Raw genomic sequence first — 15,977 nt, forward strand, 5'->3', positions numbered from 1 at the left:
GCCTCTGCCACGGAGTCTTTGCCATGACCGCCGCTTCCCTGCCGCTCAAGGATCCCGACCTGCTGCGCCGCCAGTGCTTCATCGATGGGGCATGGGTCGGCGAGGGTGGGTTCGAGGTGCACAATCCGGCGACCGGGGCCGTAGTCGGCATGGTGCCGCGGCTCGGCGCGGACGAGGCTGTGGCAGCGGTCGAGGCGGCGCAACGGGCCTTCAAGCCGTGGGCGGCGAAGACGGCGAAGGAGCGCTCCGCGCTGCTGCGGCGCTGGTTCGACCTGATCATCGCCAATCGCGACGACCTTGCCCTCATCCTCACCTCCGAGCAGGGCAAGCCGCTGGCAGAGGCGCGGGGCGAGATCGACTATGCTGCCGCCTATGTCGAGTTCTATGCCGAGGAGGCCAAGCGCATCGCCGGCGAAACGCTGCCGAGCCATCGTGCCGACGCCCGCATCCTGGTGGTGCGCCAGGCGACCGGCGTGGTCGCGGCGATCACGCCCTGGAATTTCCCGGCTGCGATGATCACCCGCAAGATCGCCCCCGCGCTTGCCGCCGGTTGCACCACGGTGACCAAGCCGGCCGAAGATACCCCGCTCACCGCACTCGCCCTCGCCATTCTGGCGGAGCGGGCCGGGCTGCCGGCGGGCACGGTGAACATCATCACCGGCGAAGCGCGGGCGATCGGCGGCGTGCTCACCAGTCATCCGGCGGTGCGGGTGGTGAGCTTCACCGGCTCCACCGAGATCGGCAAGCTGCTGATGAAGCAGTGCGCCACCACCGTGAAGAAGGTGGCGCTGGAACTGGGCGGCAATGCGCCGTTCATCGTCTTCGACGACGCCGACCTCGATGCGGCGGTCGAGGGGGCGATGCTCTCCAAGTTCCGCAACATGGGTCAGACCTGCGTGTGCGCGAACCGGCTCTACGCGCAGGCGGGCATCTATGACGCCTTCGTCGAGAAGCTCGCCGCCGCGGTCGGCAAGCTGAAGCTCGGGGAGGGCACGCAGGACGGGGTAACGCAGGGGCCCCTGATCAACGAGCAGGCGATCGAGAAGGTGGAGGCCCATCTCGCCGACGCGACCGCGAAGGGGGCGAAGATCGTGCTCGGCGGCAAGCGGTCCTCACTGGGCGGGACGTTCTTCGAGCCGACCGTACTGTCCGACGTCACCGCGCAGATGGTGGTGGCGCGCGAGGAGACGTTCGGGCCGGTTGCCCCTGTGTTCCGCTTCGAGACCGAAGACGAGGTGATCGCGGCCGCCAATGCGACCGAGTTCGGCCTGGCGGCCTATTTCTTCGCGCGCGATATCGGCCGGGTCTTCCGGGTCGGCGAGGCACTCGAATACGGCATCGTCGGAATCAATTCCGGGCTGGTCTCTACGGAACTCGCGCCTTTCGGAGGCGTGAAGGAGAGCGGCTATGGCCGCGAGGGCTCCCATCACGGCATCGACGAGTTTGTCGAGAAGAAATACATGCTGGTCGCGGGTCTGGGCTGAGACCCTATCCTTTGGCTGACGCAAGGGGCGATGCGGCATGACGTACAGGTTGGTCGTCGCCTGACCGCTCGATAGAAGATCAGATAACGCATATCCGAAGGCCCCTGCCGCATGATCGCTGCGTCAGGGGCCTTTCTGTTGGTGAAGTCATCCAATGTAATCCAGTTATACATTTAATATTACGCAAGGTAAATATCGCTAACGCAGCGTAATATATCATTCCGTAGCGGTCGTACGAATACACGCGGTTCTGAGTTGAATGTGCGACAAAACGTGATATTTGTGGATTGTATAAGGTGTACCACCGCGATGACATCGATCTGACTTACCGAACGTCACCTTTCCTGTCGCTGTGCTTCGGCCACGCGCGGGAATCCGGAGGGGACAGGTGAGGCGGGTGCATTGGCGGTAGCACGCCCGCGGCGGCGATAAGCCGTCGGATTCGCCCTAAGCAGCCGGATAAAAAGAGCTGCGGGACCAGCAAGGTGAGGAAACCGATGACCACCATCACTAAAGACACTCCCGAATTGACGGTCCGCAGCTGGGAGCCGTGGGTTCAGCTTGCCTGCGGCATCGTCTGCATGGCGATGATCGCGAACCTGCAATATGGCTGGACGCTGTTCGTCGACCCGATCGACCAGGCTCATGGCTGGGGTCGCGCCGCGATCCAGACCGCCTTCACCGTGTTCGTCGTCACCGAAACCTGGCTGGTTCCGGTCGAAGCCTGGTTCGTCGACAAGTACGGCCCGCGCATCGTTCTGATGTTCGGTGCGGTCATGATCACCTTGTCCTGGGTGCTGAACTCCTATGCCGACAGCCTCACCATGCTGTACCTCGCCGCGGTGTGCGGCGGTATCGGCGCCGGTTCGGTGTACGGCACCTGCGTCGGTAACGCGCTGAAGTGGTTTCCCTATCGCCGCGGCCTCGCTGCCGGCGCCACCGCTGCCGGCTTCGGTGCCGGCGCCGCGCTCACCGTCGTGCCGATCGCCGCGATGATCGCCAGCCACGGCTACCAGACCGCGTTCTTCCGCTTCGGCATCGGCCAGGGCCTGGTCGTGCTGGTGCTCGCGCTGTTCATCTATCCGCCCAAGCTCAAGATCGCCGCGCCGAAGAAGCAGACTGGCCTGCCCCAGACCAAGGTCGACTACCGCCCGGGCGAGACCCTGCGCAAGCCGGTGTTCTGGCTGCTCTATCTCATGTTCGTGCTGGTCGCCTCGGGTGGCCTGATGGCTGCCGCGCAGATCGCCCCGATCGCCAAGGATCTCGGCGTCGCCAACCAGCCCGTCAACATCCTCGGCCTGCAGGCCGTGGCCCTGACACTCGCCATCTCGCTCGACCGTATCTTCGACGGCTTCGGCCGCCCGCTGTTCGGCTTCATCTCCGACCGCATCGGCCGTGAGAACACCATGTTCATCGCCTTCGGCACGGCTGCGGCCATGCTGCTGCTGCTCGTCTATCACGGCAGCAACCCGGTGGTGTTCGTGATCGCGACCGCCTGCTTCTTCGGCGTGTTCGGCGAGATCTACAGCCTGTTCCCGGCCACCGCCGGCGACACCTTCGGCTCGAAGTTCGCCGCCACCAATGCCGGCATGCTCTACACCGCCAAGGGCACCGCGGCGCTGCTGGTTCCCTTCGCCGGCATCGTTGCCGCCTCCTATGGCTGGTACGCGGTGTTCGCCATCGCGGTGGCCTTCAATGCGACCGCGGCGTTCCTCGCCATGTTCGTCCTGAAGCCGGTCCGCAGCGCGCATATCGCCCGTTCGGCCCGCGCGGCCGAGCAGGAGTCGAGCCTCTCCGGCAAGGTGCAGTCCGGCGGCGCGGTCGGCTGATCGCCTGCCTCCAGCATTGAGACGCACGGCCCCGGCAATGCCGGGGCCGTTGCTTTTTGGGGGTGACGGCAACTGGGAAATGACGGCGGACGCTCCACCGGCGGCGCGGTTCAGTCGGCGGTCCGGTTGCGCGGATCGAGCGCCTCTTCGGCGATGGCGGGGATCGCCCGGGCCGGGCCGGCTTCGACTGCCGCCTGAGATGCGGGCAAGCCGATCGGTCTCTCGATCGCCTTCGTCACCGCCAGTGGGCGGGCGGGAAGCGCGCCGGTGTCGCAGTCATCCGTCGCCTGACGGGCTTCATGCTGGCAGATCCGGTTGCGGCCGGCGGCCTTGGCCCGGTAGAGCGCCCGGTCGGCCCGGGCGATGAGCTCGCCGCTGTCGTCGATGCCGTCCAGCGAGGCGCAACCGATGCTTACCGTCACGGCGAGCGACTGCCCATTGACGTTTATCGGTACGTCGGCGATGGCACCGAGCAGCCGCCCGCAGATGTCGGCGGCATCGTCCGGTTCCACGCCGGGCAGCAGCACGGCGAATTCTTCCCCGCCGATCCGCGCGAGAAGATCGTTGCTCCGCAGACTTGTCTCCAGACGGCGCGAGACCTCCCGCAGAACCTCGTCGCCGACCGGATGGCCGTGCGTGTCGTTGATTACCTTGAAGTTGTCGATATCGATGAGCACGAGGCTGAGGCCGCTGCGTCCGCGCCGCGCCACCTCGCTCACCGCCTCCTGTTCGAATCGCCGCCGGTTCCAGAGCCCGGTGAGCGGATCGGACACGGCGAGGTGGCGCAGCTCGCGCTCGGTCTCGCGCTGGCTGGTCACGTCCCATAGCGCCAGGACGCAGTATTGGCCGATCCAGCGATAGCGGAACTGCACGATGCGCTGCGTGCCATCCCGGCAGCGCACGCTCCATTCGCTGAACTGGAGACGTCCCGGTTCGGCGCGGGCGAGCTGGAGCTGCGCCTTCCATTCCGCGCGGGCGGCGGTGCGTTCCGCCTCGTCAGGGAAGCCGCATTCCCACCAGTCGTCGAAATTCAGGATGTGCCGTTCTTCGTAGAGAAAGAGTTCGTCCGAGGCCTTGTTGAAGAACAGGCCCTGCATCTCCGCATCGTAGATCTCGATGCCAACCGGGATCTGGTCCACGATCTTGATGAGGTCGTCGCGCAGCGAGAGCGGCAGCTTTTCTTCCAGCGTGAGCGCATAGGCACCATCGAGAAAGCCGATGCTGCAATGGACGAGGCGATTGGAGACATCCCCGCACAGTTCGATGAAGAAGCCGTGGCGCACCTCGTCGAGCGCCGCGGTTAACTGCGCGCCGAAATCGGCGGAGCTGGCCAGCGGCACGATCTCGGCGACCGGGCGGGGCAGGGCGATTCCCGGCGGAACGGCGAGCAGGATGTGAGCCCGGCGATTCAGTGCCAGCGTCTGGAAGTCGGCGGCGCGGACAATGAGGATCGCCGCATCAATCGCATGAACCCAGTTATGCATACCGCAGATTGTGCGCGGCACCTCGCGGGTTGTCGATCCCGGGCGTGCGGAAAAATCAGGATGTGGGTACCGCTTGGGAAAGCGAGCGATAGAGGTCGGGCCGCCGGTCGGTCATATAGGCGTTGAGCGCCGTATCGAGCCGCGCGCGCTGTACATCGGCGAAGAACAGGCCGTCTTCCTCGCCCGCAAGCAGGATATTCGCGCCATCGGGGTCGGCCACGCAGCTCAGCCCGAGATAGTCCAGCGCACCCTCGCTGCCCACCCGGTTGGCATAGGCGACATAGACCTTGTTCTCGCACGCCCGCGCCGGGACCAGAAGGTGCGAGACATGCGCGTAGGGCTTCATGTTGGCGGTCGGCACCACCACGAGGTCGGCACCCGCCAGAGCGAGGGTGCGCACCGCCTCGGGATATTCCACGTCGTAGCAGATGAGCAGTCCCACGGTGAAGCCGCCGACCCGTGCCACGCGGCCAAGCGTGTCGCCGGCGGCGAACATCGATCGGTCGAGATCGCCGAAGAGATGGGTCTTGCGGTAGTTCAGCAGCGTCTGCCCGTCAGCGCCGATCAGCAGCGCGGCGTTGTAGATTGCGCCGTCCGGATCGCGTTCGGGATAGCCATAGGCGAGCGCGATGCCGTATCGCCGAGCAATCTCCGCCGCGCGTCGGGCACTCGGCCCGTCCAGGGGTTCGGCGGCACGCGCGGCCGCTTCCCGGCCGATCGCGTAGCCGGAGAGGAACATCTCCGGCGCGACGAGAAGGCCGGCACCGCGTGCGGCGGCTTCGGCCGCGGCCGCGGCCAGCCGATCGAGATTGGCCGCGGTGCTGTTGCCGGGATCGCCGGCGGTCTGCAGCAGCGCGAGGCGCAGGGTGTCGTGTTTCGTCATCTTCACGCCGCCTTGCGCGCCTGGAGCGCTGTCACCGACATGCAGAAGATGTCGAACAGCACCTGCGCCGCGGCATGGGCGGTGTTGCTGGTCGGATCGTATTGCGGGGCCACCTCCACCACGTCGCCGCCGACGACGTTCAGCCCGTTGAGGCCGCGCAGGATCTCCAGCACCTCGCGCGAGGTGAGGCCGCCGATTTCCGGCGTTCCGGTGCCGGGGGCAAAGGCCGGGTCAAGGCTGTCGACATCGAAGGACACATAGGTCGGCCCGTCGCCGAGCACCTGCTTCGCCTTTTCGATGATGGCGGAAATGCCGAGGCCGGTGACCTCCTCGGCGTGGATCACGGTCATGCCGGTCTCGTAGGAGAACTCCCACAGGAACTCGGCGCCGCCGCGAATGCCGATCTGGATGGTGCGCTCGGGGTCGAGCACCCCGTCGAGCACCGCCTTGCGGAAGGGGCCGCCATGGTGGAACTTCGAGCCCTCATAGTCGCCGCTGGTGTCGCAATGCGCGTCGATGTGGAGCATGCCGACGGGCCGCTTCTCGCCGACCGCCTTGAGGATGGAGCCGGTGATGGAATGGTCACCGCCCACCGAAAGCGGCAGCACGCCGGCTGCAACGATCTTTTTGTAGAAGGCCTCGATGTCCTCGTGGCAGCTTTCCAGGCTGAAGCGGCTGCGGAAGGGCAGGTCGCCGACATCGGCGACGTTCACTTCGGCCGCCGGCACCATCTTGAGCACATGCTCATAGGGCCCGATCCGCTCGATGGCGCGCACCGCGCGCGGCCCGAGGCGCGAGCCGGCACGGTTGGTGACGCCGAGATCCATCGGCACGCCGATCAGCGCGATGTCGAGGCCGCCGAAATCGGGAAGATCGGGCGCATCGGGACGATAGGGCGCGCCGAGCAGCGTCGCGGCATTGGCCCAGGGCCAGACGCGGCGGGCGCCGTCCTTGAACTGCAGCTCGGCGACCTTCTTGAAGGTCGGATCGAACACCACGCCGCCGGAGATGCCTTCATATTTGGCGCGGATCTTCGCGAGCTTCTTGTCGTCCCACATGGCAAGCCTTCCACTTCACCGAACAGGGTGCGCAGACTAGCCGGACTGGCGCGACGGCGGGAGCGTGAAAGAGGAGCAGCGCGCCACATTTTTGCGCGGGGCACTCGCTCGAAGAGCGTCGGCCATGGATCGGGATCAGCGATTCCGGCCCGCGCCGGCCGAGCGGCCGATCATCCGGCGCAGGCGCTCGCGCATCTGCATGATGGCCTGCCAGAGTCGCGTGCCGGTGACCCAGTCGGTGATCGCCCGCCGCACGCTTTCCATCAGGTTCATGCCCCAGGCGAACCAGGGAAAGCTCATGAGCTGCGGGCGCCCGGCGTGGAGGATGCGCTCAACCACGATGAAACTGAGCAGATAGGCCATCGCGAGTTCCACAATGCCGCCCCAGACGTGCCCCTCCGCCATGTGGATGAGTGCGATGACCTTGGCCGGCTCGACGATGGCGAACGGCACCGCCAGCAGCAGAAGCACCGTGTAGCGCCCGCGCGCGGCGACGAAGGCTTCGAAGCGCTTCACCAGGCCCAGTGAAGCGACATAGGCGAGGATCGGCCGGTAGACCGGCCGGGCCAGATCGTCCAGCAGGATGAACGCGCCGAACAGCAGCTGCAGCGGCAACAGCAGCAGGCGTATCAGGGGGGTGCGCTTGGGAGAGGTCATGCGACAGCGTATCTGGAGCGGAAGTGCTTATGTGAGCGTGCCGGGCCCCCGCGGCAAGGCCTGCAAGGAACGCCCCGTCACGGGATGTGCGTGCGCCGGCCCAGCGCCGCGGCAAGCCAGAAGGCCAGCGTCAGCAGCAGGCTCATGACCGTGAGCATGATCAGCACCGGCTCATAGGAGCCCGACAGCGACCACAGCGTCGCCATGGCGAGAGGGGCGACCGCCCGGCTGACGGCACTGGGAGCGGCGAGGAGGCCGTTCACCGCGCCATAGGCGCGCGGCGTCAGCATTTCGGGAATGGCGAGGCCGCGCACGATGGTCATGATGCCGTTGGTCGCGCCGAACAGGAGGGCAAGCCCGACCAGCAGCCGCACCACATTCGGGCCGAAGGCGAGCATGCCCATGACCACCGGGAAGATCGGCACCATCAGCACACCGATCCTGCGCACCGAGGCGCGCGGTGCCAGTAGCCAGAGCGCGAGGCGCCCCGCAACCTGCGCCGGCCCGATCACCGCCATCACCGCGACGATGCCCGCCGGGCCGAGCCCACGTTCGCTCAGAAGCGGGTAGAGGTGGTAGCTGAAGGCGGTGAACACCGCCGAATAGAGCGTGAACGCGACCGCCAGCGCCCAGAAGGTCGGCTGCCGCAGAACCCATCGTACCGGGCCGGATTCGCCGGGCCGGGCCCGCTCCGGCGGAGGCGGGGCGGGCTGGTCCCGCGTCGGGTCGATCACGCTGCCGTAGAGCCCGGCGCAGAGCAGGATATTCACCGCTGCCAGCACGAGCAGCGTCTCGCGCCAGCCGACATTCACCAGAAGGGCCTGCACCAGCGGAATGAAGACGGTGGAGGAGAAGCCGCCCCATAGCGTCAGCGCGGTGATGCCCGCCCGCGCGTGCAGCGCCCCGGAGCGGCGCGCCACCACGGCAAAGGCGGGATCGTAGAGCGTCGCCGCCTGCAGGAGTCCGATGCCGCCAACGCAGACATAGAATGCGATCACGCCATGGACCTGCGACCATAGCGCCAGAAGCACCCCGGCGAGCAGCGAGCCGGCCGTCATCACCAGCCGGCCGTGGCCGCGGTCGATCGCGGCGCCGACCGGATAGGCGGCGAGCCCGCCCAGCACAAGGCCCAGCGTCGCGGCGCCATAGATGCCGGTCTTCGACCAGCCGAGATCCAGCCGCATCGCCTCGGCGATGAGCGGGAAACTGTAATAGAGCGAACCCCAGGAACAGACCTGTCCCAGCCCCAGCGCGGAGATGAAGGCGCCGCGCGGGCTGGGCGGGGAAAGAGCGAGCGACATGATGCCGGATTCCGGGCAGGGCAGGAACGACCGAAACACGGGGCGCTCGAGGCGCGGCGCGGCCGGTGGGTAGGGGGGTGGCGGCGGCGCTTCCATAACACGCGTTCGGCGGCGCGTATCTCCTCCTGCAACCGACGCGTCACAAAACCGGCATCGCATGCGAAACCGCTTCCGAACGGCCATTGTCGGCCTCAGGCTTGCCGGATTGTGCGGGTTATGAAGGGCGCATGATGTCTCGCCTCGCCCTGTTCTCGACGCTTCTCGTCGGATTAGCCATTGCTGCCGCCACGCTGGTCCCGATCGGGCTGCGCCCGCATCTGGCGGATTCGGCCGATGCCGAGCGGGCGCTGGCCTTTTTCCTGCTCGGCATCTGCGCCGCCGTGTCGGTGCGGACCGCACTGCATTGGGTGCTACTGACCGGCATCGTATATGCCGGCGCGCTGGAATGGTTGCAGGAATTCGTTCCCACCCGCCATGCCGAACTGCACGATGCCGGCCTGAAGGCCGTTGCCTTCGCTGCGGGCGTGGTGCTGGTGTGGATCGGACGCCGGCTGTCGGAGCGCGGCGCAACTCCGGCGCGAAGCCAATAAAGACTTTGGTTCAACGGGTTGAAGAGGCGGGAAGCGCGGAAGACCGTTCAAATTCCGGCGTACATGCTCTAGCTTGGCATCCAATGGCATAAAGCCATGGGGAACTCATCATGAAATTGAAGACTCTCGCCGCAACGGTCGCCGCGCTGCTGCTCGGTATGGGCGTTGCCAATGCCGAGATCAAGAAGGTGCGCATCGGGACCGAGGGCGCCTATCCGCCGTTCAATTCGGTCGATCCCTCCGGCCAGTTGGTCGGGTTCGATGTCGAGATCGGCAAGGCGCTCTGCGAGAAGATGAACGTCGAATGCACCTTCGTGGCGCAGGACTGGGACGGCATCATCCCCGCTCTGCTGTCCAACAAGTTCGACGCGATCATCGCCTCCATGGCGATCACCGAGGAGCGCAAGCAGAAGGTCGCCTTCACGAACCCCTATTACCAGACGCCGGGCAACTTCATCGCCCCGAAGGACACCAAGATCACCGACATCTCGCCCGCCGCCATGACGGGCAAGACCATCGGCGCGCAGTCCTCGACCACCGGCTCGATCTATCTGGAAGAGAAGTACAAGGGCGCGGACATCAAGCTGTATCCGACGCAGGACGAGGCCAATGCGGACCTCGCCGCCGGCCGCCTCGATGCGGTGCTGGCCGACAAGTTCGTGCTGTATGAGTGGATCGAGAAGTCCGCCGATGGCAAGTGCTGCAAGTTCATCGGCTCTGACCTGAAGGACGTGAATCCCGAAGGAACCGGCATTGCCGTGCGCAAGGAAGACAATGAGCTGCGCGAGGCGCTGAACAAGGCGATCAAGGAAATCGTCGCCGACGGCACCTACAAGAAGATCAACGCGAAATATTTCCCCTTCGACATCTACTGATCCGTTCGGGATCAGAGTGGGCGGCGGCCTGCCGACTCCTCGCCCCAAGGCATCGCCGGCCGGGTGTAGAGTGGGAAGAGCCGCCGCCCAGCGTTTGGAGCCGTTTCCCATGTCTTCCGATACGCTCGTGATCGGTGCCGGAATCGTCGGCACGTCGATCGCCCTCAACCTTGCCCTGCGCGGGCAGGAGGTCACGCTCGTGGACCGGCGCGGGCCGGGGGAGGAGACCTCCTACGGCAATGCCGGTCTGGTTGAGGCCGCGTCCCTCTACCCGGTCGCCTTCCCGCGCAAGCTGGGCGCGCTGATGGACGTGGTGCTCGGGCGCAATCCGGGCGCGCACTACCACGCCTCCGCGCTGCCTGGTCTGGCGCGCTGGATGTTCCAGTACTGGCGCGCCTCCTCGCACGAGCACATCCTGCACTATGCCGAAGTGATGCAGAGCCTGCTCTCGCACAGCGTCGACGAGCATCGCAAACTCGCCGAGCTGAGCGATGCCACCCATTATTTCCGCGAGGGCGGCTGGCTGAAGATCTACCGTACCGAGCAGGGGCTTGAGGCCGAGCGCGGCGAATTTCCGCTGGCGCGGCATTACGGGCTGACGGCGGAGGAAAAGACCGTCGACCAGGCGCTGGAGCTGGAGCCCTCGCTGCGGCCCGTGTTCCGCGGCGCGGCGCTCTGGTCCGATCCGCATTCGGTGTCGAGCCCGGGCGGCGTGACGAAGGCCTATGCGGCACAATTCCGCGCCATGGGCGGCCGGCTGGTCGAGGCGAGCGTGCGCTCGCTCGACCGGGTCAACGGGAAGTGGCGGGCGGAGACGACGCGCGGTCCGATCGTCGCCGACAATGCCGTGGTCGCGCTCGGGCCATGGGCGATGGACCTTCTGCGCCCGCTCGGCGTCGAGCTGCCGCTGCAGGTCAAGCGCGGCTACCACATGCATTACGGCGCGCAGGGAAATGCCGGGTTGCGGCGGCCGGTGCTGGACGAGGAAGGCGGCTACGTCATCACGCCGATGGAGGCGGGCATCCGCCTGACGACGGGCGTCGAGTTCGCCCGCCGCGATTCGCGCAAGACGCCGGTGCAGCTCGAGCGCACCGAAGTGCTGGCACGCGGCCTGTTCCCGCTCGGCGCGCGGCTGGAACCGGAACCGTGGATGGGCAACCGCCCCGCCTTCCCGGACATGCTGCCCGTGATCGGTCCCGCGCCCGGCCGCGACGGGCTGTGGCTTGCCATCGGCCACCAGCATCTCGGCTTCACCCTCGGCCCGGTCACGGGGCGGCTGATGGCGGAACTGATGACCGGAAGCGACCCGGTCGCCGATCCCGCGCCGTTTTCGGCACGCCGTTTCGGGTGATCCGCTGCCCTCGTCCCGGACGGGCCGGGCCATGGAGCGCCGGGCCGGGAGGCCGGTTCGGATGGCTCTCGCGGCGGGATCTTCGCGGGAGGCCGGCGCTCCGTGAGGCGCCGGCGATCCTGTTCCCGCGCTTTGCCTGTGCCGGAACGACATGAGTCGAAGGCGGCAGGCGAACCGGATGAAGGACCGCGGCGGTTGAGACGGTGTGCCGGGTGGGCGGCCTTTCGCGCACCCGGCGTCCGCGTCAGCCGCCGGTGAACCCTGCTGCCGACATGATCTGGCCGAGGAAGGACAGTTCGCTGCCGCTGGTCGGAGTGGTGCGCGAGACGAAGTCGAACACCTTGCCGTCCTTCATGCCGTAGTCGGCGATGCGGGTGACGCGCTTGTCCTTGGGGTCGAAATAGATCGCCAGCACGCGCTGGTCGACGATCTCCGGCTTCATGAACATGACCTTACGGGTCTTCTGCGAGATGTAGTAGAACACCTCGCCATCCACCGTGGCCACCGTCGAGGGCGTGCCCAGCACCAGCAGCACCTGCTCCTGGCTGGAGCCGATGGGCAATTGCTCCATCACATTGTCCGCCGCGACATAGCCGCGCTGCTGCTCCGTCACGAAACCGGTCGGCTGGCGGGGCAGGCCGAGGCTGGCGGTCGCGACCGGCATGTTGGAACATGCTGCGACGGCGAAGGTGGCGATCAGTGCGGAAACGGCGCCCGCGATCTTGAGGCGCCTGTCGGACCCGAATTCGGCCCGCCCGACATTGGCCACGCGCTTCGTCTGCATCCATACCTCGTTCAGTTCGCCGGCCACGGGCCGCATGCCGATGCTCTGCCATGACCGCCGCGGCGAGGGAAGCCCGGAAACGCCCCCACGGCGATTCCGGAACAGCCACGCGCACGCCTCGGGGACCGGACGGCGCGGATCGCGGCTGCACGCATCGGGTTGCCGAGAACGGTCCTGGGCATGTGCCTTTGGACCGGGCCGGGCTTGCCTCGCGCGCACGCCCGCGCTAACCCGCGATGGAACCGGTCGGCCCCCAGGGCAAGCATCGGGAGCGGACAGCCGGAACGCGGCACAGCCAAGGGAGGACGGCCATGATTCTGCGTTTCTTCCGCCGCGACGGTACGGGCGAGACCATCGGGCGCCTCTATGGCGCGATCGTGGCACAGGCACGCGATCCGCAATACTATGTCGCCTACAGGGTGCCGGACACGATCGAAGGCCGCTTCGAGATGATCCTGCTCCATCTCTTCGCATTGTTCCACCGCCTGAAGCGCGAGGACGAGGCGCGCCGGGGGCTCGGCCAGCTCGTCTTCGACCGCTTCTGCACCGACATGGACGCCAATCTGCGCGAAATGGGCGTCGGCGATCTTGCCGTGCCGAAGCGTATGAAGAAGATCGCCGAATCCTTCTATGGCCGCGTCAGCGCCTATGATGCGGGCCTCGCCGAAGTGGAGGACGCCGGCCTCGGCGATGCGCTGCTGCGCAATGTCTATGCCGCCGACCCGTCCCATGCGGCGGATGCCCGTGCCCTGGCCTCTCATCTGCGTGCCATGATCGTGGCGTTGAATACCGTATCGTTCGAGCGCCTCGCCGCAGGCGAAATCCCCTATCCGGAGGTACCGGCGCGCGAGCCCGCCGCCGGTATCGAGCAAGGAATCTCGTCATGAGCGACGCGCTCCCCTTCAGCCATCCCGTCAACGTCGCGAGCCTGCCGGACGACGGCACCACGCTCCGCCTTGCCCCTGACGAGGCGACGCGCGCGGCCATCGCGCAGGATTTCGGCATTCCGGGCGTGCCGGCGCTGAGCGCCAAGGTCACGCTGGTGCCCGACCACAAAGGCGGCGTGCGCGTTGGCGGGCATGTCGAGGCGGTGGTGACGCAGATCTGCGTCGCGACGCTGGAACCGTTCGATGCGCCGGTCTCCGAGGAGATCGACATGCATTTCGTGCCCGAGCATCGCATCGAGGAGCCGCGCCCCGGCGCCGAGATCGAGGTCGGCAGCGATGATATTCCCGACGTGCTGGTCGGCGACGTGGTCGATGTTGGCGGCGTGGTATGCGAGTTCCTCGCGCTCGGCCTCGATCCCTATCCGCGCAAGCCGGGGGCCGTGTTCGAGGGGCCGAACGAGGGGCCGGACAGCGAATCGCCGTTTGCCGCACTGAAGAAGCTCGCCACGCCGCCGGACGAGGACTGATGCGGATTGTTGCGTCCAGCCGTTCGCACGCTATTGTCACGCCCCCGCGACTGAGGCATGCCCTTTCGGGTATCCGGGCGGTGCATGCGATGCGCCTCCCGCGCTTCCGGCGCTCCGCCCGCATCCATTGACCAGGACAGAACCCGCTTAAATGTCATCGCTCGTCCGCATCGCGCTCGACGTCATGGGCGGAGATCATGGTCCGCAGGTTGTGCTGCCGGGCGCCGAGATCGCCCTGACCCGCCACCCGGACATCCGCTATCTGCTGTTCGGCAACGAGGCGAAGATCCGCGAGATCCTCGCCGGCCGCCCGCGTCTCGCCGCGGCCAGCGAGATCATCCACACCGATGTCGTGGTCGAGATGGACGACAAGCCGAGCCAGGCTCTGCGCCGCGGCCGCAAGGTCTCCTCGATGTGGCGCGCCATCGACGCGGTGCGGCTGAAGGAAGCCGACTGCGCGGTGTCCGCCGGCAATACCGGCGCGCTGATGGCGATGGCCAAGGTCAATCTCAAGACCATGGCCGGCATTGGCCGTCCCGCCATCGCCTGCCTGTGGCCGACCCGGCGCGGCGATAGCGTCGTGTTGGATGTCGGCGCCTCGATCGGTGCGAGCGCCCAGCATCTCATCGACATGGCGGTGATGGGCGCCGCCATGGCCCGCATCGTCTTCGACATCGAGCGCCCGACCGTCGGCCTGCTCAATGTCGGGGTCGAGGAGATCAAGGGCGTCGAGGAGGTGAAGGAAGCGGGCGCGGCGCTGCGCGAGGCCGACCATCCCGGCATCGACTATCGCGGCTTCGTCGAGGGCGACGACATCGGCAAGGGCGTGGTCGACGTGGTCGTCACCGAAGGCTTCTCCGGCAATATCGCACTGAAGACCGCCGAGGGCACCGCCCGGCAGGTGGCCGACTATCTGCGCGACGCCATCAACCGGAGCTGGATCAACAAGCTCGGCTATCTGCTCGCCCGCGGCGCCTTCCGCGCGCTGCGCGAGAAGCTCGATCCCCGCCGTTCCAATGGCGGGGTTTTCCTCGGCCTCAACGGGGTCGTGATCAAGAGCCATGGTGGAACCGATGCCGAAGGCTTCGCCTCGGCGGTCGACATCGGATACGACATGGTGCGCTACCAGCTCCTCTCCCGCATCGAAGCGAACATCAGCGAGCGGCCCCGCGCCTCCGGCGGCGACGCTCCTGCTGCGGCCGAGAGCGTTTCCTCGGACGATCTGCAGGTTCAATCGTGAGTACATACCGTTCCGTCGTGCGTGGCATCGGCTCCTACCTGCCGGCCCGCACCCTCACCAATGCCGATCTCGCGCAGATGGTGGACACTTCCGACGAATGGATCGTCCAGCGCACCGGCATCCGCGAGCGGCACATCGCCGCCGAGGGCGAGGTGACATCCGATCTCGCGATCCATGCCGCCCGCGCGGCGCTGGCCGACGCCGGTCTCTCGGGCGACGACATCGACCTCATCGTGCTGGCCACCTCCACTCCGGACAACACCTTCCCCGCCACGGCGGTGACGGTGCAGGCCGGGCTCGGCATCACCCACGGCGCGGCCTTCGATCTGCAGGCGGTCTGTTCCGGCTTCGTCTTCGCGCTGGCGACGGCGGACAATTTCCTGAAGTCCGGCGCCTACAGGCGTGCGCTGGTGATCGGGGCGGAAACCTTCTCGCGTATCCTCGACTGGTCGGACCGCACCACCTGCGTGCTGTTCGGCGACGGCGCCGGCGCGCTGGTGCTGGAGGCGGTGCCGACCGACCCCGCCGACACGGGCGCGCGGGGCGTGCTCACCAGCCATCTGCGCTCGGACGGACGGCACAAGCACAAGCTCTATGTCGATGGCGGCGTGTCTTCCACCCGCTCGACCGGCTATCTGCGCATGGAGGGCCGCGAGGTGTTCCGCCATGCGGTCGGCATGATCACGGACGTGATCGAGGACGCCTTCGCCGCCACAGGCGTCGATGCGCAGAGCCTCGACTGGTTCGTGCCGCACCAGGCGAACCGGCGCATCATCGACGCGAGCGCGGCGAAGCTGGGCATCGCGCCGGAGAAGGTGGTGGTGACGGTCGACGTGCACGGCAACACCTCCGCTGCATCGATTCCGCTCGCGCTGGCCACCGCTTATGCGGATGGCCGCATCAAGCAGGGCGACATGGTGCTTCTGGAAGCGATGGGCGGCGGCTTCACGTGGGGTTCGGCGCTGGTGCGCTGGTGACATCGAAAAGGGGGCGTGCGGCAGCCAACCGAAGCGTTGACCGCAGCACG

The 15,977-nt window shown here is 67.0% G+C and carries 15 protein-coding genes; 9 read left to right on the forward strand and 6 right to left on the reverse strand.

All coding sequences use genetic code 11. The annotated features are described in order from the left end of the window. Positions 1-23: 23 nt before the first annotated feature. Together MWN34_RS12435 and oxlT are read left to right on the forward strand one after the other, a co-directional pair. On the forward strand, positions 24-1,484 hold the full coding sequence (locus MWN34_RS12435) for an NAD-dependent succinate-semialdehyde dehydrogenase (protein WP_247029613.1): 1,461 nt from the start codon (positions 24-26) through the stop codon (positions 1,482-1,484). 497 nt (positions 1,485-1,981) lie between these two features. Next, the gene (gene oxlT / locus MWN34_RS12440; RefSeq protein WP_247029614.1) at positions 1,982-3,313 is read left to right on the forward strand and encodes an oxalate/formate MFS antiporter; all 1,332 of its coding nucleotides are present in this window, start codon (positions 1,982-1,984) and stop codon (positions 3,311-3,313) included. Positions 3,314-3,423: 110 nt separating this feature from the next. On the opposite strand, the gene MWN34_RS12445 is transcribed toward oxlT, so the two are convergent. The 5 genes from MWN34_RS12445 to MWN34_RS12465 form a co-directional block, all read right to left on the reverse strand. Next, on the reverse strand, positions 3,424-4,797 hold the full coding sequence (locus tag MWN34_RS12445; protein ID WP_247029615.1) for a sensor domain-containing diguanylate cyclase: 1,374 nt from the start codon (positions 4,795-4,797) through the stop codon (positions 3,424-3,426). Between the two features lie 55 nt (positions 4,798-4,852). After that, entirely contained in the window at positions 4,853-5,680 is an 828-nt protein-coding gene (locus MWN34_RS12450) for a carbon-nitrogen hydrolase family protein (RefSeq protein WP_247029616.1), read from the reverse strand. A 2-nt stretch (positions 5,681-5,682) separates the two neighbouring features. Continuing rightward, positions 5,683-6,738 carry an agmatinase gene (gene speB / locus MWN34_RS12455; protein ID WP_247029617.1) on the reverse strand — a complete coding sequence of 352 codons (1,056 nt, stop codon included), beginning with the start codon at positions 6,736-6,738 and terminating at the stop codon, positions 5,683-5,685. A 135-nt stretch (positions 6,739-6,873) separates the two neighbouring features. Then, positions 6,874-7,395: a hypothetical protein gene (locus MWN34_RS12460; protein ID WP_247029618.1), complete on the reverse strand. Its 522-nt coding sequence runs from the start codon at positions 7,393-7,395 to the stop codon at positions 6,874-6,876. A 77-nt stretch (positions 7,396-7,472) separates the two neighbouring features. After that, positions 7,473-8,696: an MFS transporter gene (locus MWN34_RS12465; protein ID WP_247029619.1), complete on the reverse strand. Its 1,224-nt coding sequence runs from the start codon at positions 8,694-8,696 to the stop codon at positions 7,473-7,475. Positions 8,697-8,923: 227 nt separating this feature from the next. Here MWN34_RS12465 and MWN34_RS12470 point away from each other — a divergent pair, with 227 nt between their 5' ends. The 3 genes from MWN34_RS12470 to MWN34_RS12480 all read left to right on the forward strand — a co-directional run bounded on the left by MWN34_RS12470 (position 8,924) and on the right by MWN34_RS12480 (position 11,512). After that, on the forward strand, positions 8,924-9,286 hold the full coding sequence (locus MWN34_RS12470) for a VanZ family protein (protein ID WP_247029620.1): 363 nt from the start codon (positions 8,924-8,926) through the stop codon (positions 9,284-9,286). Positions 9,287-9,396: 110 nt separating this feature from the next. Next, positions 9,397-10,161, forward strand: a complete 765-nt coding sequence (locus MWN34_RS12475; RefSeq protein ID WP_247029621.1) for an ABC transporter substrate-binding protein — start codon at positions 9,397-9,399, stop codon at positions 10,159-10,161. Between the two features lie 109 nt (positions 10,162-10,270). Further along, complete coding sequence (locus MWN34_RS12480; protein ID WP_247029622.1) at positions 10,271-11,512, forward strand: NAD(P)/FAD-dependent oxidoreductase; 1,242 nt, start codon at positions 10,271-10,273, stop codon at positions 11,510-11,512. A 244-nt stretch (positions 11,513-11,756) separates the two neighbouring features. Here MWN34_RS12480 and MWN34_RS12485 read toward each other — a convergent pair whose 3' ends face one another. Continuing rightward, positions 11,757-12,296: an outer membrane protein assembly factor BamE gene (locus tag MWN34_RS12485; RefSeq protein ID WP_425532104.1), complete on the reverse strand. Its 540-nt coding sequence runs from the start codon at positions 12,294-12,296 to the stop codon at positions 11,757-11,759. Between the two features lie 311 nt (positions 12,297-12,607). Here MWN34_RS12485 and MWN34_RS12490 point away from each other — a divergent pair, with 311 nt between their 5' ends. From MWN34_RS12490 to MWN34_RS12505, 4 genes are all read left to right on the forward strand, one after another. Continuing rightward, on the forward strand, positions 12,608-13,183 hold the full coding sequence (locus tag MWN34_RS12490; protein ID WP_247029623.1) for a ubiquinol-cytochrome C chaperone family protein: 576 nt from the start codon (positions 12,608-12,610) through the stop codon (positions 13,181-13,183). Beyond that, positions 13,180-13,710, forward strand: coding sequence for a YceD family protein (locus tag MWN34_RS12495; protein ID WP_247029624.1), 531 nt, complete (start codon positions 13,180-13,182; stop codon positions 13,708-13,710). The genes MWN34_RS12490 and MWN34_RS12495 overlap by 4 nt, the downstream gene beginning before the upstream one ends. 151 nt (positions 13,711-13,861) lie before the next feature. Next, positions 13,862-14,950: a phosphate acyltransferase PlsX gene (plsX, locus tag MWN34_RS12500; RefSeq protein WP_247029625.1), complete on the forward strand. Its 1,089-nt coding sequence runs from the start codon at positions 13,862-13,864 to the stop codon at positions 14,948-14,950. Further along, positions 14,947-15,927 (forward strand): beta-ketoacyl-ACP synthase III, encoded by a 981-nt coding sequence (locus MWN34_RS12505; RefSeq protein ID WP_247029626.1) that lies wholly within the window; start codon positions 14,947-14,949, stop codon positions 15,925-15,927. The genes plsX and MWN34_RS12505 overlap by 4 nt, the downstream gene beginning before the upstream one ends. Positions 15,928-15,977 lie beyond the last annotated feature (50 nt).

The sequence above is a fragment of the Ancylobacter crimeensis genome, assembly GCF_023016805.1.
Lineage (GTDB): Bacteria > Pseudomonadota > Alphaproteobacteria > Rhizobiales > Xanthobacteraceae > Ancylobacter > Ancylobacter crimeensis.